The sequence below is a fragment of the Streptomyces sp. CCM_MD2014 genome (genome assembly GCF_000772045.1).
Lineage (GTDB): Bacteria > Actinomycetota > Actinomycetes > Streptomycetales > Streptomycetaceae > Streptomyces > Streptomyces salinarius.
On sequence record NZ_CP009754.1, the window covers coordinates 7067468 to 7087337 of the forward strand.

Consider the following 19870-nt stretch of genomic DNA (forward strand, 5'->3'; position numbering starts at 1 on the left):
CACCGCGCCGCGCACTCGACAGTGACGGAAACCCACGTGATCACCACATCGGGCCTCACCAAGGTCTATCGTTCACGCGGCCGTGAGGTCACCGCCCTGGACGGCGTCGACCTGCACGTCCGCGAGGGCGAGGTGTACGGCGTCATCGGCCAGTCCGGCGCCGGCAAGTCCTCGCTCATCCGCTGCGTCAACCTCCTGGAGCGCCCCACCGCCGGCACGGTCACCGTCGCCGGCCAGGACCTCACGGCGCTGGCCGGGCGCGGCCCCCGCGCGGGCCGGGAACTGCGGCAGGCGCGCAGCCGTATCGGCATGGTCTTCCAGCACTTCAACCTGCTCTCCTCACGGACCGTCCAGGACAACGTCGAACTGCCGCTGGAGATCCTCGGCAAGTCCGGGAAGGAACGTTCCCGCAAGGCGCTGGAACTGCTCGACCTCGTCGGACTCGCCGACAAGGCCAAGGCCTACCCCGCCCAGCTCTCCGGCGGCCAGAAGCAGCGCGTCGGCATCGCCCGCGCCCTGGCCGGCGACCCCAAGGTCCTGCTCTCCGACGAGGCCACCAGCGCCCTCGACCCGGAGACCACCCGCTCCATCCTCCAGCTGCTGCGCGACCTGAACCGGCAGCTCGGACTGACCGTCCTGCTCATCACGCACGAGATGGACGTCGTCAAGAGCGTCTGCGACTCGGCCGCCCTCATGGACCGGGGCCGCATCGTCGAGTCCGGCACGGTCGGCGAACTCCTCGCCACCCCGGGCTCCGAACTGGCCGCCGCGCTCTTCCCGGTCGGCGGCGAGGCCTCCGGCGACGACCGCACCGTGCTCGACGTCACCTTCCACGGCGAGGCCGCCACCCAGCCGGTCATCTCCCAGCTCTCGCGCACCTACAACATCGACATATCGATCCTCGGTGCCGCCATCGACACCGTCGGCGGCCTCCAGGTCGGCCGGATGCGCATCGAACTGCCCGGCCGCTACGAGGACAACGTCGTGCCCGTCGGCTTCCTGCGCGAACAGGGCCTGCAGATCGACGTGGTGGACGAGAGGCCCGACGAACCGGCCGCTTTGGCCCCGCTGGTGAAGGAAGGTGCCAAGTGACCTGGTCGCAGATGCAGCCGCTGCTGGAACAGGCCTCCTGGGAGACCCTGATCATGGTCGGCTGGTCCACCCTGATCGCCGTCGTCCTCGGGCTCCCGCTCGGCGTGCTCCTCGTCCTCACCGACCGCGGCGGACTGCTGCAGAACGTCCTGGTGAACAAGGTCATCGGGCAGGTCGTGAACATCGGCCGCTCGATGCCGTTCATCATCCTCATGGTCGCGCTGATGAGCTTCACCCGCTGGGTCACCGGCACCACCATCGGCAGCGAGGCCGCGATCGTGCCGCTCGCCATCGGCGGCATCCCGTTCTTCGCGCGGCTCGTCGAGACCGCCGTGCGCGAGGTCGACGGAGGGCTCGTCGAGGCCGTCCAGTCCATGGGCGGCAACACCTGGACCGTCGTACGCAAGGTGCTGGTCCCGGAGGCGCTCCCCTCTCTGATCGCCTCCACCACGACCACGGTCATCGCCCTCATCGGCTACTCCGCCATGGCCGGCACCGTCGGCGGCGGAGGCCTCGGCGACCTCGCCGTCCGCTACGGCTACCAGCGCTTCGAGCCCGGCTTCATGTGGATCACCGTCGCCCTCCTCGCCGTCGCGATCTCGCTGATCCAGTTCGCCGGCGACTACGCGGCCCGCACCCTGCACCGCCGCGGCGGACGCGGCGGCGCGGGGCCCAGGCTCCGGCTCCTCAAGACCAAGGAGCCCGCGGCGGCCGACGTGAGCAAGGTCGCGTAGCCCGAATCCCCTCAAGACTCCCCGTCCGCCACCCGGAACGGGGTCGCACCACCTCAGGAAAGGCACTTTTCGTGCGTAACACCGCCAAGATCACCACCGCCGTCCTCGCCGCCGGAGCCCTCACCCTCGGCCTCAGCGCCTGCGGCTCCGACAAGGACTCCGCCTCCGACACCTCCGGCCCGCTGGTCGTCGCCGCGAGCCCCACCCCGCACGCCGAGATCCTCGACTACGTCAAGGACAACCTGGCGAAGAAGGCGGGCCTCGACCTCGAGGTCAAGGAGTTCACCGACTACGTCACGCCGAACACGGCGACGGAGGACGGCTCCGTGGGGGCCAACTACTTCCAGACCCAGCCCTACCTCGACGACTTCAACAAGAAGAACGGCACCCACATCGTGTCCGTCGTCGACGTGCACCTGGAACCCCTGGGCCTCTACTCCCACAAGGTGAAGAAGGCCGACGACCTGAAGAGCGGTGCGACCGTCGCCGTCCCCAACGACACCGTCAACGAGGGCCGCGCCCTGCAGTTGCTCGCCGCCAACGGGATCATCACCCTCAAGGACGGCGTCGGGACCGCGGCGACTCCCGCGGACATCACCAAGAACCCGAAGAACCTCGAGTTCAAGGAGCTGGAGGCGGCCCAGACCCCGCGCTCCCTGGACGACGTGGACGCGGCGGTCGTCAACGGCAACTACGCCATCGAGGCCGACCTGAAGCCGGCCGAGGACGCCCTCGTCCTGGAGAGCGCCAAGGGCAACCCGAACAGCAACCTCCTCGCCGTGAAGGAGGGCCACGAGGACGACCCGCGCGTCAAGAAGCTCGCGAAGCTCCTCAACTCGCCCGAGGTGAAGAAGTTCATCGAGGACACGTACGACGGCGCTGTCCTGCCCTCGTTCTGACCCCGCTCCCGGCCCGCTCCCCGGGCCGGAACCCCGCGTCACCCACCGGGTCCGCTCCGTGCCTACGGGGCGGACCCGGTGGTGTGGTTGAGTGCTTTCATGCTGCATGCTGGGCAGTTCGAGCAGGCCCTGACGGTTACACAGGTTACGGAGCGGCGCATGACGAGCACCTTCCCCAACATCTCCATCAGCACGGAGCGGTTGGTGCTGCGCCCCCTCGACGAGGACGACGTCCCCGCGCTGGCCGCGATGATGAACGACGAGCAGGTCGCCGCCTGGACCCACGCCCCCCAGCCCTTCACCGAGGACAACGCCGCCACCTGGATCGGCGAGTACGCCCCCGCCGAGCGCACCGCGGGCCGGGGGCTCGACCTCGCCGTCACCGAGTTCCTCACCCAGCGACTGGTCGGCGTCATCCGGCTGACCAAGACCAACTGGCACGTACGGGCCACCGAACTCTCGTACATAATCGCCCCCTGGGCCCGGGGTGAGGGGTACGCGTCCGAGGCGGCGCTCGCCACCGCACAGTGGCTGTTCGGCGACCAGAAGTTCGAACGCGTCGAGCTGCGCACCGCGGCCGACAACACCGCTTCCCAGCAGGTCGCCCAGAAGATCGGCTGCATCAGCGAGGGTGTCCTGCGCGGCGCCTGCATAGCACGGGTGCGCACCGACGACGGCGTCTGGACGGACGTCCGCACCGACTTCATCGTGTGGAGCCTGCTGCCGGAGGACCTGGAGGGCACCACCGGACAGCTGACCGACACCGACGGTTTCACCACCTTCACGGACTGGAACTGATACACGGGGCCCCGCGCCACCTCCGAGCCCGGGCCGCATTGGGTAACCTCTCGGGGCGCGCCCGCGACGGCTCCGCGACCACCACCTGCGAAAACCCTGGAGACTGACGACGATGGCCGACCGGGTCACGGTGATCGGCTGGGACGGTTCGCCGCTGACCGCCGCGGCACGCTCCGCACTGGGTGCCGCCACGCTGGTGGCCGGCGCTCCGCACCACCTGGCACTTCCCGAGGTACCGCCCACCGCCGAACGCATCCGCCTCGGCAGCGTCGCCCTCGCCGCCCGCCGCCTCGCCGCCCATCGCGGTACGACCGTCGTACTGGCAGACGGCGACCCCGGCTTCTTCGGCGTCGTACGCACCCTGCGGGCCCCCGAGTTCGGCCTGGAGGTCGAGGTCGTCCCTGCCGTCTCCTCCGTGGCCGCCGCCTTCGCGCGCGCCGGGATGCCCTGGGACGACGCCCACGTGGTCGTCGCCCACCCCCGCACCCTGCGCCGCGCGGTGAACGTGTGCCGTGCCCACACCAAGGTCGCCGTCCTCACCTCACCGGGCGCTGGGCCGGCCGAACTCGGGCTGCTGATGGAGGGCGTCCACCGCACCTTCGTCATCTGCGAGGAACTCGGCACCACCCGCGAACGGGTCACCGTCGTCACCTCCGACAAGGCCGCCGACCACACCTGGCGCGACCCGAACGTGGTCATCGTGGCCGGCGGAAGCACCGGCCCCGCCACCGCGGGCGACGGCGCCGGCTGGATCGCCGGCCGCGACCCCGCCACCGGACCGCGCGGCTGGTCCCTGCCGGCCGCGGCGTACGGCGGCGACCTGGGCGAGGGCGAGACCGACCTGCTCCGCACCGCCCAACTCGCCCGCCTCGGACCGCGTCTGGGCGACCTCGTGTGGGACATCGGCTGCGGCAGCGGCGCCTTCGCCACCGAGGCCGCCCGCGCCGGCGCCGCCGTCATCGCCGTCGACCGGGACCGGGACGCCTGCGCCCGCACCGAGGCCACCGCACGGAGCTTCGGCGTCCAGCTCCAGACCGTGCACGGCAACGCCCCGCACATCCTGGAGAACCTCCCCGAACCGGACGTCGTCCGGGTCGGCGGCGGGGGAGCGGCCGTGGTCTCCGCGGTCGCCGACCGCCGCCCGCAGCGCATCGTCGCGCACGCCGCGACCCGTGACGCGGCCGAACTCGTCGGCAGGGACCTGACGGAGCACGGCTATCGCGTCGAGTGCGCCCTGGTGCAGTCCGTCGGACTCGACACCCGGGCCTGGACGGAGACCGAGCGGAGCGTCGCGTTCCTGCTCAGCGGAGAGATCGTGCGGCGCGAATCACCCCGCTGAGGACCGGCGGCGACCGCGCCCCGTGATCGGTTGTTCATACTGCGCGGGGTAGGCTGGCGGATTGTTGTACCGCGTGCGGACACCCGGCAGTTCGTCGGGCGATGTCCGTAAAAACCCGTACCTTCGGGGGTGGGTGTGGTACGGCAGAACCGGAGGACGCGCAACGTGGCGCAGTCCACAGCGGGCCGTCGCGGATCAAGCTGTCGTGGCGGGGGAACGACCGCGACAATGCCACTGAATGGCTTTGTCGTCTTTTCCGGCGGGTCGTTCGTGCCGCTGGGCACGCACGCTCGTTCTTCACTACGGGGCGGTCGGTGCGCCGTCCCGGGTGAGCTGGTCGTAGAAGCACTAACCGATGGGCGAGGGGTTACGCATGACCGACACCGGCCAGATCCCGGGCGAGGGGCTGCCGGAGAACGCAGGCATGGTGGAGCAGCCGGGCGTCCCCGCACCCGGCGCGTACACCTACCTCTCCGAGGCCACCGCCGAGGACGAGGACCTGTTGTTGCTGCCGGGAGCCCAGAGTGCCTGGGGCAACGAGGTCGCGCCGCCGGCGCCGGAGCCGGTCGTCGAGACCGTGCACCAGCCCGGCCCGCACGAGATGTCCGGCCGAGACAGCGGCTCGGTCGACCTCGGCGGAGTCCGCCTGCCCGAACCGGCCCAGGACACCGCGTCCGCCCCCGCCCCACCGCGCAGGCCCCTGCACCTCGGTCCGCCGATCCCGGACACCTCCGCCAGCCCGGTCCGCTCACTCGCCGACCGGGGGCCCGCCGACGCGCCGGTACGGCATCCCGGACCGCCGACCGCGGGGCCCGAGTACCTCGATGTCCCGCAGGCCGCCGTGGCGACCCCGCAGGCGGCGGCGCCCTGGGGGGCACAGCAGGTGCCGCAGGCTCCGGAGACGCCGGTGGACACCGGGGCGGGGCATGCGGAAACGGTTGTTCCGGTACCGGAGCAGCAGCCGGCCGAGCCGGTGGGCGCCGCCCAGGCGCTCGTGACCCGCGTGGCGACGGAGGCCGTGGCGGCGACCGGCGGGACGCGCGCAGACGCCGGGGAGCCCGGCGAAGCACAGGAGGCACCGGCGACGGAGACGGCACCCAACGACGCGGCCCAGCCGACCGGTTCCGCGGAGGAAGCGGTACAGGTCCCCGAAGCGGCTCAAGGGACAGCCACCGCAGAGCCCGTGACCGAGCCCGCCCAGGCGGCTCCGGACACCGCGGGCGGGCAGGAGGCGGCTGCGGTTCAGGAGCCCCGAGAGGCGGCTGCGGTCCAGGAGATCCAGGATGCCGCCGCGGTTCAGGGGGCGCCGGAGACGCCCGCTGTTCAGGAAGTCCCGGAGGCCCCCGCGCAGTCGGCTCCGGAAGAAGCGTCGGCGGAGGGCGCGGCGGAGGCACCGGCCGAAGTGCGGGACGAGGCACCGGCCGAAGCGCCGGCACCGGCCCCGGCAGGAGCACCGCAGGCACTCGGCGAACAGCCGGTGGCACACGCCCCCGTGGCCGATGCCCCATCCGCCGACACCCCGCAGGCCGCCGCGCCGCAGGATTCCTCGACCGCCGAGGTGCCCGAGCCCGGACGCGGCGACGCCCAGGCACCCGACGCGCCCATGGCCGTCGCGGAGCCCGAGGCGTCCGCGCCCGAAGCGTCCGCGCCCGAGGCCGCCGACCCCGAGCCGTCTCCGGCCCCCGAGCAGCCCGCCCCGGTCCAGCCGGAGCCCGCGCAGCCGGTGCAGCCGGAGGCACAGGGCGCCCCGGGTGAAGCGCCGCGGCCGCAGCCGGACGTCCACCCCGAGCCGCAGGTCGCCGCCCCGCACCCGTCCCCGGGAACCGATCCGGAACCGCAGCCCGCCGAGACCCCCGCGCCGCAGGCGGTCCAGGGCCCGCAGTCCCTCATGGACGCCGACGTGCCGCAGGAGCAGGAGCAGGAAGCCGTCCCGGCCGACGGCGCGGCGGAGCCCGCTGAGGCCGACGCGCCCGCCACCGGCTCCACCGCCGCGCAGCAGCCCGTGCCCGCACCGGTCCCCGACGCCCAGGAACCGCACCTCGCCCAGCCCGTGGGCCAATTCGTCCCCGTCGACGGCGGCCAGGTGCCCACGACCCCGCACCTCGCGCCCACACCGCCCGAGGCGGTCCTGGTCCCGCCGGAGGCGGCCCCGGCGCCGGAGCCCGTCGCCGCGGTCCCGGCGGCCGAGGACGCCCCGGCGGCGGTACCGGCGCCCCGCGAGGCCGACCCCGAACTCGTCGCCCAGAGCGTCGACGACCTGGACACCCGCGACGCCGGCGAGGACGACCACGCGGCGGAAGCGGCCGAAGCGACCGCCGAGCCGGCCGAGGCGACCGCGGCGCCCGACGCGGCGGCGGAAGCACGGCAGCCCGCCGGCCCGGCGGCCCCCGCCTACGACGACGCCGAGCGCGAGGCCGTACTGAAGGTCATGCGCGAGCGCCGCGACATCCGCAACGGCTTCCGCAGCGACCCCATCCCGCACGAGGTCCTGCTCCGGGTCCTGGAGGCCGCGCACACCGCGCCCTCCGTCGGCCACTCGCAGCCCTGGGACTTCGTCGTCATCCGCTCCGCCGACACCCGCCGCGCCATGCACGAACTGGCGATGCGTCAGCGCGACGCGTACGCCAAGTCGCTGCCCAAGGGCCGGGCCAAGCAGTTCAAGGAACTGAAGATCGAGGCGATCCTCGACACCCCGGTCAACATCGTCGTCACCGCCGACCCGACCCGCGGCGGCCGCCACACCCTCGGCCGGCACACGCAGCCGCAGATGGCGCCGTACTCCTCCGCGCTCGCCGTCGAGAACCTCTGGCTCGCCGCCCGGGCCGAGGGCCTCGGTGTCGGCTGGGTCAGCTTCTTCGACGAGCGCGAGATGGTCCGGGCCCTCGGTCTGCCCGAGCATCTGGACATCGTCGCGTACCTGTGCGTCGGCTACGTCGACGAGTTCCCGGACGAGCCCGAGCTGATGCAGGCCGGCTGGTCCAAGCGCCGGCCGCTGTCCTGGGTGGTCCACGAGGAGACGTACGGCCGTCGCGCCCTGCCCGGCGAGGCGCCGCACGACCTGCTCGCCGAGACCGTCGCGCAGATCCGCCCGCTGGACGCCAAGGCACTCGGCGAGGCCTGGGAGCGGCAGAAGCGGATGACCAAGCCGGCCGGCGCGCTCGGCATGCTGGAGATCATCTCCGCGCAGCTGTCCGGACTGTCCCGGCAGTGCCCGCCGCCCATCCCGGAGCCCGCGGCCGTCGCGGTCTTCGCCGGTGACCACGGCGTGCACGCCCAGGGCGTCACCCCCTGGCCGCAGGAGGTCACGGCCCAGATGGTGGCCAACTTCCTGGGCGGGGGGGCCGTCTGCAACGCCTTCGCCACCCAGGTCGGCGCCGAGGTGTGCGTCGTGGACGTCGGTGTCGCCACCGACCTGCCCGCCACGCCGGGCCTGCTGCCGCGCAAGGTGCGCGCGGGCACGTCCGACATGACCACCGGCGCCGCGATGACCCGCGAGGAGGCCAAGCAGGCCATCGAGGTCGGCATCGAGACCGCCCGCGACCTGGTGGCGGCCGGCAACAAGGCGCTGCTGACCGGCGAGATGGGCATCGCGAACACCACCGCGTCCGCCGCGCTCATCTCCGTGTTCACGGGCGCCGACCCGGCCGAGGTCACCGGCCGCGGCACCGGCATCAACGACGAGACGCTGGTCCGCAAGACCGAGGTCGTCCGCCGTGCCCTCGAACTCCACCAGCCGGACCCGGCCGACCCGATCGGCGTGCTCGCGGCGATCGGCGGCTTCGAGCACGCGGCCATGGTCGGCCTGCTGCTCGGCGGCGCCTCCCTGCGCACCCCGGTGATCCTGGACGGCGTCAGCGCCGGTGCCGCCGCCCTGGTGGCCCGCGCGATCGCCCCGGAGGTGCTCGCCGCCTGCATCGCCGGTCACCGCAGCGCCGAGCCCGGCCACGTCGCCGCGCTCAACAAGCTGGGCCTGCGCCCGCTGGTCGACCTTGACCTCCGGCTCGGCGAGGGCACCGGCGCACTGCTCGCCCTCCCGATGGTGCAGAGCACCGCGCGGGCCATGCACGAGGTGGCGACGTTCGACTCGGCGGGCGTCACCGAAAAGTAGCGGCCGCACGACGCGGGGTCCGGGAGCACGGTGCCGGGCCCCGCGGAGGCTCCCGTGCCCGCAGTCCCGTCCGCCGGCCGTCCAGCCACCGGACCAGCGGTCCACCCACCGGACCAACCGAGCCCCCACGGGCCGCCCCGCCGTAAAATCCGCACGTCAGCGCCACCGCCGCAAGAGGAGCCGTCCCCTCATGGCCGAACACCCCGCCTACCCCGTAGGCCTCCGCCTCACCGGCCGTCGCGTGGTCGTCCTCGGCGGCGGGCAGGTCGCCCAGCGCCGCCTGCCCGCCCTCATCGCCGCCGGCGCCGACATCCGCCTCGTCTCCCCGGAGGCGACCCCGTCCGTCGAAGCCATGGCGGACGCGGGGGAGATCACCTGGGAGCGGCGCCCCTACGCGGAAGGGGACCTCGCGGACGCCTGGTACGCCCTGATCGCCACCAGCGACACCGGGGCCAACAACGCGGCCTCCGCCGAGGCCGAGCGGCACCGCGTCTGGTGCGTCCGCTCCGACGACGCGGACCTGGCCACGGCCTGGACCCCGGCGACCGGACACAGCGAGGGCGTCACCGTCGCCGTACTCACCACCGACGCACGCCACCGCGACCCCCGCCACACCGCCGCCATCCGCGACGCCGTGGTGGAGGGCCTGCGCGACGGCACCCTCGTCGCCCCGCACCGGCGCACCCGCACGCCCGGCGTCGCCCTGGTCGGCGGCGGTCCCGGCGACCCGGACCTGATCACCGTCCGCGGCCGCCGCCTGCTCGCCGAGGCCGACGTCGTCATCGCCGACCGGCTCGGCCCCCGCGACCTCCTCGCCGAACTGCCGCCGCACGTCGAGGTCATCGACGCCGCCAAGATCCCGTACGGCCGCTACATGGCCCAGGAGGCCATCAACAACGCGCTGATCGAACACGCCAAGCAGGGCAAGTCGGTCGTACGGCTCAAGGGCGGCGACCCGTTCGTCTTCGGCCGGGGCATGGAGGAGGCGCAGGCGCTGGCCGAGGCGGGCATCGCGTGCACCGTCGTCCCCGGCATCTCCAGCACCATCTCGGTCCCCGGCGCGGCCGGCATCCCGGTCACCCACCGGGGCGTCGCCCACGAGTTCACCGTGGTCAGCGGACACGTCGCCCCCGACGACGAGCGCTCCCTGGTCGACTGGCCGTCCCTGGCCAAGCTCACCGGCACGCTCGTGATCCTCATGGGCGTGGACAAGATCGGCAGGATCGCCGAGACCCTCGTCGCGCACGGCAAGTCCCCCGGCACCCCGGTCGCCCTCGTCCAGGAGGGCACCACGGCCGCCCAGCGCCGGGTGGACGCGACCCTCGCCACCGTCGCCGAGGTGGCCGTCGCCGAGGAGGTCAGGCCGCCCGCCGTCATCGTCGTCGGCGAGGTCGTCGCCGTCGGCCCGCACGGGACGGTCTGACGTGGCCGAACTCATCACGATCGACGACCCCGACGACCCGCGGCTGCACGACTACACGGGCCTGACCGACGTCGAGCTGCGCCGCCGCCGCGAGCCCGCCGAGGGCCTGTTCATCGCCGAGGGCGAGAAGGTCATCAGGAGGGCCGGCGAGGCGGGCTACACGATGCGCTCCATGCTGCTGTCCGCCAAGTGGGTCGACACCATGCGCGACATCATCGACGAGGCCCCGGCCCCGGTGTACGTCGTCGACCCCGCGCTCGCCGAACGGGTCACCGGGTACCACGTGCACCGCGGCGCGCTCGCCTCGATGCAGCGCAAGGCGCTGCCCACGGCCGCCGGTCTCCTGACCACCGCCCGGCGCGTCGTCGTCATGGAGTCCGTCAACGACCACACCAACATCGGCGCGATCTTCCGGTCCGCCGCCGCCCTCGGCATGGACGCGGTCCTGCTCTCCCCGGACTGCGCGGACCCGCTGTACCGGCGCAGCGTCAAGGTCTCGATGGGCGCGGTCTTCTCCGTGCCGTACGCCCGTCTCGACGTCTGGCCGGCCGGGCTGGCGGAGGTCCGCGAGGCGGGCTTCACGCTCCTCGCCCTCACCCCCGACGAGCAGGCCGAGTCCCTCGACGCGGTCGCCCCGCACCGGATGGACCGGGTGGCCCTGATGCTGGGTGCCGAGGGCAGCGGCCTGTCCCGGCGGGCCCTCGCGGGGTCCGACACGTGGGTCCGCATCCCGATGTCCCACGGCGTCGACTCCCTGAACGTGGGCGCGGCGGCCGCGGTCGCCTTCTACGCGGTGACGGCGGGACGCCCCTCGGCGTAGACCGCCCGCGGCGCCCGGTGTCGGCGCCCGGAGCCGGCGTCTCAGACGGGGCGTCTCAGACTCGGGGTGCCCGCCGCCCCGACAGGTCGCCGGGCGGATCCACCCGCTCCTGCTGGGCGGCCCGCACACCGCCCCGGTCGTCGCCGAGCCCGCGCGAGGGCCCCTGGCAGCCCTGAGCCGCGGCGATGCCCAGCGCGACCAGCAGCGTCACCACCACGAACACGAACAGGCGCTGCCGCAGCAGCCGCGGATTGGCGGGCCGCCGCCAGCCGGTCCCCGTCGTCCGGGGCGCCGTGCGGCCGGCACCGCTGCGGGGTGCGGTCCGGCCACCGTCGTTGCGGGAGGCGTTCCGGCCGGTGGTGTCGCGGGACGGCGTGGGCCTGGACCCGGACCGCGCCCCCGTGCCGCCGCCCCGCGACGGCGTGCCGCCGCGCGAGGCGCCTCCGCCGCGCACGGGCGTTCCACCCCGCGAGGGAACGGGACCTCGGGGCGCGGACCCCCGCGATCCCGACGCGCCGCGCGGCGCGGGAGTGCCCGGCGCGCCCGCCCGGCCCTGAGGACGCCGCTGGGCACGCTCCGGATAGGTGTCGGCGAGCCGGCCCGTGGGCACGTCGGCCTCACCGCTGCGCGGTGCGAGCGGCCGTACGTCGGCCACGCCCTGGGCCTCCCGGGCAGCGATCTCCTTGAGCCGCAGCGACAGCTCCAGGGTGCTGGGGCGCTCCTCGGGGTCCTTGGCCAGGCACGCCCGCACCAGCGGTCCGAGCGCGTCCGGGACCCCGTGCAGCTGGGCCTCCTCGTGCACCACGCGGTACAGCATCACCTCGGAACTGCCGTGCCCGAAGGGCGAGTCGCCCATCGACGCGTACGCCAGCGTCGCACCGAGCGAGAACACGTCCGTCGCCGGCGTGACCGCGGCCCCGCGCACCTGCTCCGGCGCGAGGAAGCCGGGGGAGCCGACCGCGGTGCCGACGTGCGTGAGCGTGGAGGCACCGGTGGCCCAGGCGATGCCGAAGTCGATGATCCGCGGCCCCTTCGGGGACAGCAGGATGTTGGACGGCTTCAGGTCGCGGTGCACCACACCGGCCTCGTGCACGGCGACCAGGCCCTCGGACAGCGCCGCGCCCACGGCCGCGACGTCGGCCGCGCCGAGCGGGCCGCCGTCGACGACCTTGTCGTGCAGGGAGGGGCCGGGCACGTACTGCGTGGCGAACCAGGGACGGTCCGCCTCCAGGTCCGCGGCGACCAGCCGGGCGGTGCAGCCGCCCCGGATGCGCCGGGCCGCCGAGACCTCACGCGCGAACCGCGACCGGAACTCCTGGTCCTCGGCCAGGTCCGGCCGGATGACCTTCAGCGCGACCCGCTGCCCCTTCTTGTCGGAGCCCAGGTAGACCACGCCCATTCCACCCGCGCCGAGCCGCCTGTGAAGCCTGAACGAGCCGACGACGCGCGGGTCCTCGCGCCTCAGGCGCATCATCGCCATGTTCATCCCCGCTGCCCGGTCCCTGTGACGTGCCACAGCTTACGTTTCCACGGCCGCCCGTGCGCAGAGGCCGCGCCCTCTCGGGACAACGGATTGTCAGTGCCCCGCGCGAGAGTTGAGGCCCGGTCAGCGCTCGCGCGGACGGAACGGCCGCGCCGCGTCCATGATCCCAACCGGCTGCGGGGACGGGGGGATTGGACCGGGCGACGGCGTCCGGGCGGGCGCGGCGGAGGCGGGCGGCGAGACGCCGCGCGCCCGTGCCGGGGCGGCCGGCGGAGCGGGACCCGGGGCGGGGACGGAGGTGTGCCGGGAGGCGGTCGAAGTGAGCGAAGTCACCGGGCGGCCCGGAGATACCCGGACACGACGGACACCCCGTCCGGGAAGACCCCGAGACCCGGAAGCCGGTCTCCACCCAGGGGAGTACGCGGCAGGTCGTGGCTCATCCTCCGGGAGGCCCGGCAATCGGTACGAGGGCATGACGTCGGACGATCGCCCGACGCATAGATTTGAGGTCAAGCGGCGGGTGCAGCACTCGTCCCCCGAGGTCAGACACCCGCCGCTGCGGCGAGAAGCACACGTGACAAGGAAATCGCGAGAAGCGGATCGCGACGACGACATCGCGACAACGAAACGGTCAGGAGAGGGACCATGGCCCAGACGGCTCCGCGGACACTGGTCCGCACCCGGGAAAGCCGCCGTCACGGCCGTCGCCACCCCGCGGTGGCGACGCTCATGGCCCTTCCCCTGGCGGTCCTGCTCCTCCTCGTCTTCGACGGGTGGGAGACAGTGGCCACACAGGCGTCGTCCGTGGGTGTGGTGCTGGGGCGCTGAGCGGCGACCCCAGGCCCGGAAGAGCGGTCCGGGCGGGGACACCCATCCATGAAACCCCGTGGGGACGGGGGTGCGGCGGACGGCAAAATGCCGGCGCAGCTGGGGAGCTGCGCCGGCATTGCTTTTCCGCCCCCGCCTCGCACCGGGCGGGAAGCACGGCGGCACACTCCTCCTGCGTACCCTCACCCACGTGACCACGGACGCCCCCGCCCTCCTCCCCGCACTCGAGGCCCGCGCCAGGGCAACGGCCCACGCCCGCACCCCGGCCTGTCCCTGCGGCGCGGCCACCCTCGCCGACCGCCCCGACGCCACCGTCGTCCGGCACGCCGGCACCGTCGCCAAGGCCCACGCCGCGGACGCCGACCCCGCCGAGCTGGCCCTCCGTGTCACGGCCGCCGCCCGCCTCCCCGGCGTACTCCTGCCCCCGCTCGCCCCGGCCCCCGTCGTCCTGCACGGGCGGCCCGTCACGTACTGGCCCTACGGCGCACCCGTGGACCCGGACGACCCGGACGCGGCGCCGTGGGAGGCCGCGGCCACCCTCCTCGCCCGCCTCCACCGCACCGCGGCCCCCCTCGCCGTACCGCCCATGCGCGGACCCGCGAAGGCGGCCCTGGCCGTGGCCCGCCTCCGGGACACCGCCCCCGGCCACCCCGCCACCGCGCCCGTACGGGCGGCCTGGGCGGCGCTCCCCGCCTGGGCGCGCGGCGCGGCCGCCATGCCGGACACCACCACCCTCTGCCACGGCGACCTCCACCTCGGCCAGCTCGTACGCCACCCCGCCCCCGACGGCCCCTGGCTGCTGATCGACATCGACGACCTCGGCACCGGCGTCCCGGCCTGGGACCTGGCCCGCCCCGCCGCCTGGTACGCCTGCGGGCTGCTCCCGCCCGAGGAGTGGCACCGTTTCCTGACCGCCTACCGCGCCCGCGGCGGACCGGCCGTCCCGGCCGACGGCGACCCCTGGCCCGCCCTGGACGTCCCGGCCCGCGCCCTCACCGCCCAGACCGCCGCCAGGGCCGTCACCAAGGCGGTCCTGGCGGACCGGCCCCTGGACGAGGTGGAGTGCGCCCTCGTCGACGCCTGCGCGCGCATGGCGCCGGCCCGGTCCGACGCCTCGTACGGCTGAGGCGAAGTTCCGGGCAGTAGGGTGCAACCGACCCGCGGCGGGACAGAGTCTGTCCTGGCGATACGCGAAGCAGGACCGACCGGCGAGGAGTTGAGCCGAGCATGCAGTGCCCCAAGTGCCATGCACCGATGCACACCTACAACCGCAACGGCGTTCAGATCGAGCAGTGCAGCGGCTGCCGCGGCATCTTCCTCGACTACGGCGAGCTGGAGTCGCTGACCCGCCTGGAGGCCCAGTGGTCCCAGCCCGCGCCGCCGGCACCGCCCGCCGCACCGCAGGCCTACCCGGCGGCCCAGGCGCCCGCCTGGGGCGCCCCGCACGGCGGCCACGGTCACTACGGCCACCACCGTCAGAAGAGCTTCGGACGCATGCTCTTCTCCAGCTGATCCTCCGGCCGATCCGCCGAGCGCGGGCCCGTGCGGACGGGCCCGCACCGGAGGCACCCGGCTACGCCGAAGCCCCCGGCCGTTCGTGACGGCCGGGGGCTTCGTTTCCGTGTGGACGATACTGGGATTGAACCAGTGACCTCTTCCGTGTCAGGGAAGCGCTCTCCCGCTGAGCTAATCGTCCTGGAAGCACCAGGTGCGGTACTGCGTGCGCGATACTGGGATTGAACCAGTGACCTCTTCCGTGTCAGGGAAGCGCTCTCCCGCTGAGCTAATCGCGCGGGGATCCTTGCGGACCGGTGATCCTTGCGGATCAGTGGACGATACTGGGATTGAACCAGTGACCTCTTCCGTGTCAGGGAAGCGCTCTCCCGCTGAGCTAATCGTCCTTGGAGGTGGAGACGGGATTTGAACCCGTGTAGACGGCTTTGCAGGCCGTTGCCTCGCCTCTCGGCCACTCCACCAGGAGTGTAGGAGGCCCGGGAGGCCCCCTGTTCCTGCGAGCGGACGACGAGGCTCGAACTCGCGACCTCAACCTTGGCAAGGTTGCGCTCTACCAACTGAGCTACGTCCGCCTGTCGGTTCGGTCCGCTTGCGCGTCCCGGCGACGTGATGAACTCTAGCGGATTCCGGGGCCAGCACAAAAACGCGTTTGTGCAGCGTGCTGCGGTGCGTCCGCTCGCGGACCTGGTCAGGGCACCCGGAAGGACACGTTCGGGTCACCTCGGGGCCACCCGCCTAGACTCGACAGCGTGCTCGACCTCCCTCCCCTCGCCCGCTTCGGGGACCGTCTCGCGACCGGTCTCCTCGACGTCACGAGCGATCCCGCCGCCCTCGGCTCCGAGGGATTCTGGGCCGTCTGCGCCGACTTCGAAGGCCGCCTGACCTGCGCGCGCTTCGCGGACGTACGCGAGGAGCCGGTGCCCGCGCCCACGCCGGGAGCGTGGCGGGGCCCCGCCGCCGGCGACTGGACGTCCTCCCTCGACCGCGCCGCGTACACGGCGGCCGTACGGCGCATCCGCGCGCACATAGCCGCCGGCGAGGTCTACCAGGCCAACCTCTGCCGGGTACTGACGGCGCCGATCGGCCCCGACGCCGACGTGGACGCGCTCACCGCCTTGCTGGCCCGCGGGAACCCGGCGCCGTACGCCGGAACGATCCGGCTGCCGGAGCACGGCGTCGAGACGGCCACCGCGTCGCCCGAGCTGTTCCTGCGCCGGGACGGCCGGACGGTCGAGTCCGGCCCGATCAAGGGCACCGGGCGGACCGAGGCCGACCTGCTGGAGAAGGACTACGCCGAGAACGTCATGATCGTGGACCTGGTCCGCAACGACCTGGGGCGGGTCTGCGCCACGGGCACGGTCTCGGTGCCCGACCTGTGCGTCCTGGAGAAGCACCCGGGACTGGTCCACCTGGTGTCCACGGTGCGCGGCGAGCTGCGCGCGGATGCCGGCTGGCCCGAGCTGCTCGACGCCGCCTTCCCACCCGGTTCCGTCACCGGCGCGCCCAAGGCGAGCGCCCTGCGGATCATCGAAGCGCTGGAGACCGTGCCCCGGGGTCCGTACTGCGGCGGTATCGGCTGGGTCGACGCCGACCGGGGCACCGGCGAGCTGGCCGTCGGCATCCGCACCTTCTGGATCGACCGGGCCGCCGGCGCTCCCGCCGCGCGGCTGTGCTTCGGCACCGGCGCCGGCATCACCTGGGGATCCGACCCGGAGGGCGAGTGGCGGGAGACCGAACTGAAGGCGTCCCGGCTGCTCGCGGTAGCGTCTGGGGCGTACGAGGTGAACGTGAGTGGAGAGGCGCTGGCGACGTGAAGATCTGGCTCGACGGCGGGTTGCAGGACATCGACACCGCCCGTGTCTCCGTGTTCGACCACGGGCTGACCGTGGGCGACGGCATCTTCGAGACGGTCAAGGCGGTGGACGGCAGGCCGTTCGCGCTGACCCGGCACCTGGACCGGCTGACCCGGTCGGCCCGGGGCCTCGGCCTGCCCGACCCCGACCTCGACGAGGTGCGCCGCGCCTGCGCGGCCGTCGTCGAGGCCAACCCCATGCCGCTCGGCCGGCTGCGCATCACCTACACCGGCGGCCACGGCCCCCTCGGCTCGGACCGCGGCGAGCACGGCACGACGCTCGTCGTCGCCCTCGGCGAGACCGGCCGCCGGCCGGACTCCACCGCCGTGGTCACGGTGCCCTGGACCCGTAATGAACGCGGCGCGCTCACCGGCCTGAAGACCACCTCGTACGCCGAGAACGTCGTCGCCCTCGCCCGGGCCCGCGAACGGGGCGCCACCGAGGCGCTGTTCGGCAACACGGTGGGACAGCTCTGCGAGGGCACCGGGTCCAACGTCTTCGTCGTGCTCGACGGCGAGATCCACACCCCGCCGCTCGCCTCCGGCTGCCTCGCCGGGATCACCCGGGCCCTGACGGTCGAGTGGACGGGTGCCCGCGAGACCGACCTCCCGCTGGACGTCCTGGACCGCGCCGACGAGGTGTTCCTCACCTCCACGCTGCGGGACGTACAGGCCGTGCACCGCGTCGACGACCGCGAACTGCCGGGCGCCCCGGGGCCGGTGACCGCCAAGGCCATGCGCGTCTTCGAGGAGCGGTCCGGGGACGACCTGGACCCGTAGGGCCGCGAAATCCGGCTGCCGTTCCCGTCCCCGGTGGGTAGAACTGCCGTGATGACAACGACCCTGCGGCCGACCGAGCCGCTCCAGCGCGCCGCCGACGGGACCCGTTCGCGCCACTACCAGGTGTGTGTGAACAGCCGCCCCGTCGGTGAGCTGCACCTCGGCACCTCACGCGACCTCGGCGACTCGGTGGCCGTGATCCGCAAGCTGCGCGTCGACGAACCGGACCGCCGGCGCGGCCGCGGCACGGTGGCCGCGCTCGCGGCGGAGGAGGTGGCACGCGGCTGGGGCTGCCGGCTGATGGAGGCGAGCGTCGCCGGTGACGCCGAGGCGGGCACGCGGCTCGCGGACGCGCTCGGCTACGTCCTGCGCAACCGCACGATGACCAAGCCGCTCGGCGACACGCCGCCCGGCCTGCCCGAGGGCAGCCGGGCCCGGCCCATGACACCGGAGGACTTCACCGTCTGGCAGGCGTACGAAGCGGAGCAGTACGCCCGGACCTGGATGGAGCGGGGCGTGCCCGAGGCCGCCGCGCACGCGAAGGCCCGCCGCGACCACGAAGTGCTGCTGCCGCGCGGGCTGGACACCGAGAACATGCTGTTCAGCGTGTTGGAGCACGAGGGCGAGCGGGTCGGGATCCTGTGGCTGGCACTCCGGGAGGACCGCGCCTTCGTCTTCGACGTCGAGGCCGAGTCGGCCCACCGCGGCCGGGGACACGGCCGTACCCTGATGCTGCTGGCCGAGGCCCAGGCGATCGCCGCCGGCCGCCCGCTGATCGGCCTCAACGTCTTCGCGGGGAACACCCCGGCCGAGCGGCTCTACGAGTCGCTCGGCTATCGGACCACGCGGTACAGCTACAGCAAACCGCTGCTGTGACGGGGGCGGCCGGTCCCGGCCGCTCCCGCCCCGTCCTCAGGCCCGCTGCCGGAAGTTCCCGGCCCGCCGTCCGGAACCTTCTCAGCTCCGCTGCTCGGCCAGGAGCCGGTCGGCGATCTCCTCGACACGTTCGCGCAGCCCTTCCTGGCTTTTGCCGCCGTCGAGGCGCTCGCCGCCGATCACGTACGTGGGGGTGCCCGTCACGCCGATCGCCTTGCCCTCGGCCTGGTCGGCGTCGACGATCAGGATGTGCCGGCCGTCGACGAGCGCCGTGTCGAACTCCTCCGCGTCCAGTCCCAGTTCCCGCGCCACCTCGACCAGGAGGGGTTCTCCCTTGCGGTCCAGCTCCGCGACCCGGCCCAGGACGGCTTCGGCGTACTGCCATCCCATGCCCTGGGCGACGGCCTCCTCGGCGGCCTGCGCGGCGGCGAAGGCGTGCTTGTGCTTCTCCAGCGGGAAGTGCCGCAGCCGCACCTCCAGACGGTCGCCGTAGCGGGCGCGCAGGGCACGGAGGTCGTCCAGGGCGGTGTGGCAGTCCGGGCACTGGAGCTCGCACCAGACGTCGAGGACGGGCGCGGCGGGACGGTCGGGGGAGGAGTCGCTCATGCCCCCATCCTCCCAGTCCGCGGCGCGCCGCCCCAACCGGCGTCGTACGGCGCCCACCGGCACCTGCGGAGGAGCCGACCCCGAGATCTCCCTGATCTCGGGCGCACGGCATGGCCCCACGGCGGTCGGACGGTGCAGGATGGAAGGGACGAAGTACTCATGCCCGACCGAGCCCAGCCTGGAGGACCGGATGATTGCCGAGACCGTCTGCTCCGCGGTGTCCGCGGCGGGCCTGGGCATCGCGGCGGTCACCGCGTACCGCAGGCGTTTCCTCACCGCCGCCCGTGTCGCCGCCTACTCGCTGGTCCCGATCGGCCTGGTGATGACCGGAGTCGTCCAGTGGCTGGCCGACACGGCCTTCAGCCCGGTGGCCTGGGCCGGCTTCGGAGTGCTGGGCGTGGCCTGGGTGCTCTTCATGACGACACGCGCCGTGGAGCGCCGCCGCGGCGGCACCCGCAAGGAGCGCAAGGCGGCCCGGGCCGCCGCACAGCGCGACGCGGTGGCCCCGGGGGCCTCCGCTCCTTCGCTCGGCTCGGGCGGCTCCCGTCCGGCCGCCGAGCCCGCGCCCCGGCCCGCGAAGGCGTCCCGGGGAGGTGACGACGACTTCAGCGACATCGAGGCCATCCTCAAGAAGCACGGGATATGACCGCGAGATCCGCGAGGCCCTGGACGGGGACGTCCGGCGCCCGGGACGCGTCGTCCCGCGCCCGAGGCTGA

General features: G+C 73.8%; 17 protein-coding genes and 5 tRNA genes. 15 read left to right on the forward strand and 7 right to left on the reverse strand.

Annotated elements, in window-relative coordinates; all coding sequences use genetic code 11:
- Positions 1–36 precede the first annotated feature (36 nt).
- From NI25_RS31505 to NI25_RS31540, 8 genes are all read left to right on the forward strand, one after another.
- Positions 37–1092: a methionine ABC transporter ATP-binding protein gene (locus NI25_RS31505; protein ID WP_061445707.1), complete on the forward strand. Its 1056-nt coding sequence runs from the start codon at positions 37–39 to the stop codon at positions 1090–1092.
- The gene (locus NI25_RS31510; RefSeq protein ID WP_061445708.1) at positions 1089–1826 is read left to right on the forward strand and encodes a methionine ABC transporter permease; all 738 of its coding nucleotides are present in this window, start codon (positions 1089–1091) and stop codon (positions 1824–1826) included. The genes NI25_RS31505 and NI25_RS31510 overlap by 4 nt, the downstream gene beginning before the upstream one ends.
- A gap of 71 nt (positions 1827–1897) precedes the next feature.
- Positions 1898–2725 (forward strand): MetQ/NlpA family ABC transporter substrate-binding protein, encoded by an 828-nt coding sequence (locus NI25_RS31515; RefSeq protein ID WP_061445709.1) that lies wholly within the window; start codon positions 1898–1900, stop codon positions 2723–2725.
- A 159-nt stretch (positions 2726–2884) separates the two neighbouring features.
- Positions 2885–3523: a GNAT family N-acetyltransferase gene (locus NI25_RS31520; protein WP_061445710.1), complete on the forward strand. Its 639-nt coding sequence runs from the start codon at positions 2885–2887 to the stop codon at positions 3521–3523.
- A 112-nt stretch (positions 3524–3635) separates the two neighbouring features.
- Positions 3636–4862, forward strand: a complete 1227-nt coding sequence (gene cbiE / locus NI25_RS31525) for a precorrin-6y C5,15-methyltransferase (decarboxylating) subunit CbiE (protein WP_061445711.1) — start codon at positions 3636–3638, stop codon at positions 4860–4862.
- A 373-nt stretch (positions 4863–5235) separates the two neighbouring features.
- Entirely contained in the window at positions 5236–8970 is a 3735-nt protein-coding gene (cobT, locus tag NI25_RS31530) for a nicotinate-nucleotide--dimethylbenzimidazole phosphoribosyltransferase (protein WP_061445712.1), read from the forward strand.
- Positions 8971–9160: 190 nt separating this feature from the next.
- The gene (cobA, locus tag NI25_RS31535; RefSeq protein ID WP_061445713.1) at positions 9161–10393 is read left to right on the forward strand and encodes a uroporphyrinogen-III C-methyltransferase; all 1233 of its coding nucleotides are present in this window, start codon (positions 9161–9163) and stop codon (positions 10391–10393) included.
- Position 10394: 1 nt separating this feature from the next.
- On the forward strand, positions 10395–11213 hold the full coding sequence (locus NI25_RS31540; RefSeq protein WP_061445714.1) for a TrmH family RNA methyltransferase: 819 nt from the start codon (positions 10395–10397) through the stop codon (positions 11211–11213).
- A gap of 55 nt (positions 11214–11268) precedes the next feature.
- On the opposite strand, the gene NI25_RS31545 is transcribed toward NI25_RS31540, so the two are convergent.
- Complete coding sequence (locus NI25_RS31545) at positions 11269–12699, reverse strand: serine/threonine-protein kinase (RefSeq protein ID WP_061445715.1); 1431 nt, start codon at positions 12697–12699, stop codon at positions 11269–11271.
- Positions 12700–13341: 642 nt separating this feature from the next.
- On the opposite strand from NI25_RS31545, the gene NI25_RS31550 reads away from it, so the two are divergent.
- From NI25_RS31550 to NI25_RS31560, 3 genes are all read left to right on the forward strand, one after another.
- The gene (locus tag NI25_RS31550) at positions 13342–13524 is read left to right on the forward strand and encodes a hypothetical protein (RefSeq protein WP_061445716.1); all 183 of its coding nucleotides are present in this window, start codon (positions 13342–13344) and stop codon (positions 13522–13524) included.
- A gap of 190 nt (positions 13525–13714) precedes the next feature.
- A complete protein-coding gene (locus NI25_RS31555) occupies positions 13715–14650 on the forward strand; it encodes a phosphotransferase (RefSeq protein ID WP_061447177.1) in 936 nt (311 codons plus the stop codon).
- 101 nt (positions 14651–14751) lie between these two features.
- Complete coding sequence (locus tag NI25_RS31560) at positions 14752–15036, forward strand: zf-TFIIB domain-containing protein (protein ID WP_061445717.1); 285 nt, start codon at positions 14752–14754, stop codon at positions 15034–15036.
- Between the two features lie 112 nt (positions 15037–15148).
- Here the strand turns inward: NI25_RS31560 and NI25_RS31565 are convergent.
- The 5 genes from NI25_RS31565 to NI25_RS31585 form a co-directional block, all read right to left on the reverse strand.
- Positions 15149–15220, reverse strand: a tRNA-Val gene (locus NI25_RS31565).
- Between the two features lie 25 nt (positions 15221–15245).
- Positions 15246–15317, reverse strand: a tRNA-Val gene (locus tag NI25_RS31570).
- Positions 15318–15353: 36 nt separating this feature from the next.
- Positions 15354–15425, reverse strand: a tRNA-Val gene (locus tag NI25_RS31575).
- Between the two features lies 1 nt (position 15426).
- Positions 15427–15500, reverse strand: a tRNA-Cys gene (locus NI25_RS31580).
- A gap of 38 nt (positions 15501–15538) precedes the next feature.
- A tRNA-Gly gene (locus NI25_RS31585) sits at positions 15539–15611 on the reverse strand.
- Positions 15612–15788: 177 nt separating this feature from the next.
- On the opposite strand from NI25_RS31585, the gene NI25_RS31590 reads away from it, so the two are divergent.
- The 3 genes from NI25_RS31590 to NI25_RS31600 are packed head-to-tail and all read left to right on the forward strand — an operon-like array spanning position 15789 to position 18547.
- Positions 15789–16853 carry a chorismate-binding protein gene (locus NI25_RS31590; protein ID WP_061445718.1) on the forward strand — a complete coding sequence of 355 codons (1065 nt, stop codon included), beginning with the start codon at positions 15789–15791 and terminating at the stop codon, positions 16851–16853.
- Positions 16850–17671, forward strand: a complete 822-nt coding sequence (locus NI25_RS31595) for an aminotransferase class IV (RefSeq protein ID WP_061445719.1) — start codon at positions 16850–16852, stop codon at positions 17669–17671. The genes NI25_RS31590 and NI25_RS31595 overlap by 4 nt, the downstream gene beginning before the upstream one ends.
- Positions 17672–17722: 51 nt before the next feature.
- The gene (locus NI25_RS31600) at positions 17723–18547 is read left to right on the forward strand and encodes a GNAT family N-acetyltransferase (protein ID WP_061445720.1); all 825 of its coding nucleotides are present in this window, start codon (positions 17723–17725) and stop codon (positions 18545–18547) included.
- 81 nt (positions 18548–18628) lie between these two features.
- Here the strand turns inward: NI25_RS31600 and NI25_RS31605 are convergent, their stop codons facing one another.
- A complete protein-coding gene (locus NI25_RS31605; protein ID WP_061445721.1) occupies positions 18629–19153 on the reverse strand; it encodes a DsbA family protein in 525 nt (174 codons plus the stop codon).
- A gap of 190 nt (positions 19154–19343) precedes the next feature.
- Between NI25_RS31605 and NI25_RS31610 the strand changes: the two genes are divergently transcribed.
- Positions 19344–19799, forward strand: a complete 456-nt coding sequence (locus NI25_RS31610; RefSeq protein ID WP_061445722.1) for a hypothetical protein — start codon at positions 19344–19346, stop codon at positions 19797–19799.
- Positions 19800–19870 lie beyond the last annotated feature (71 nt).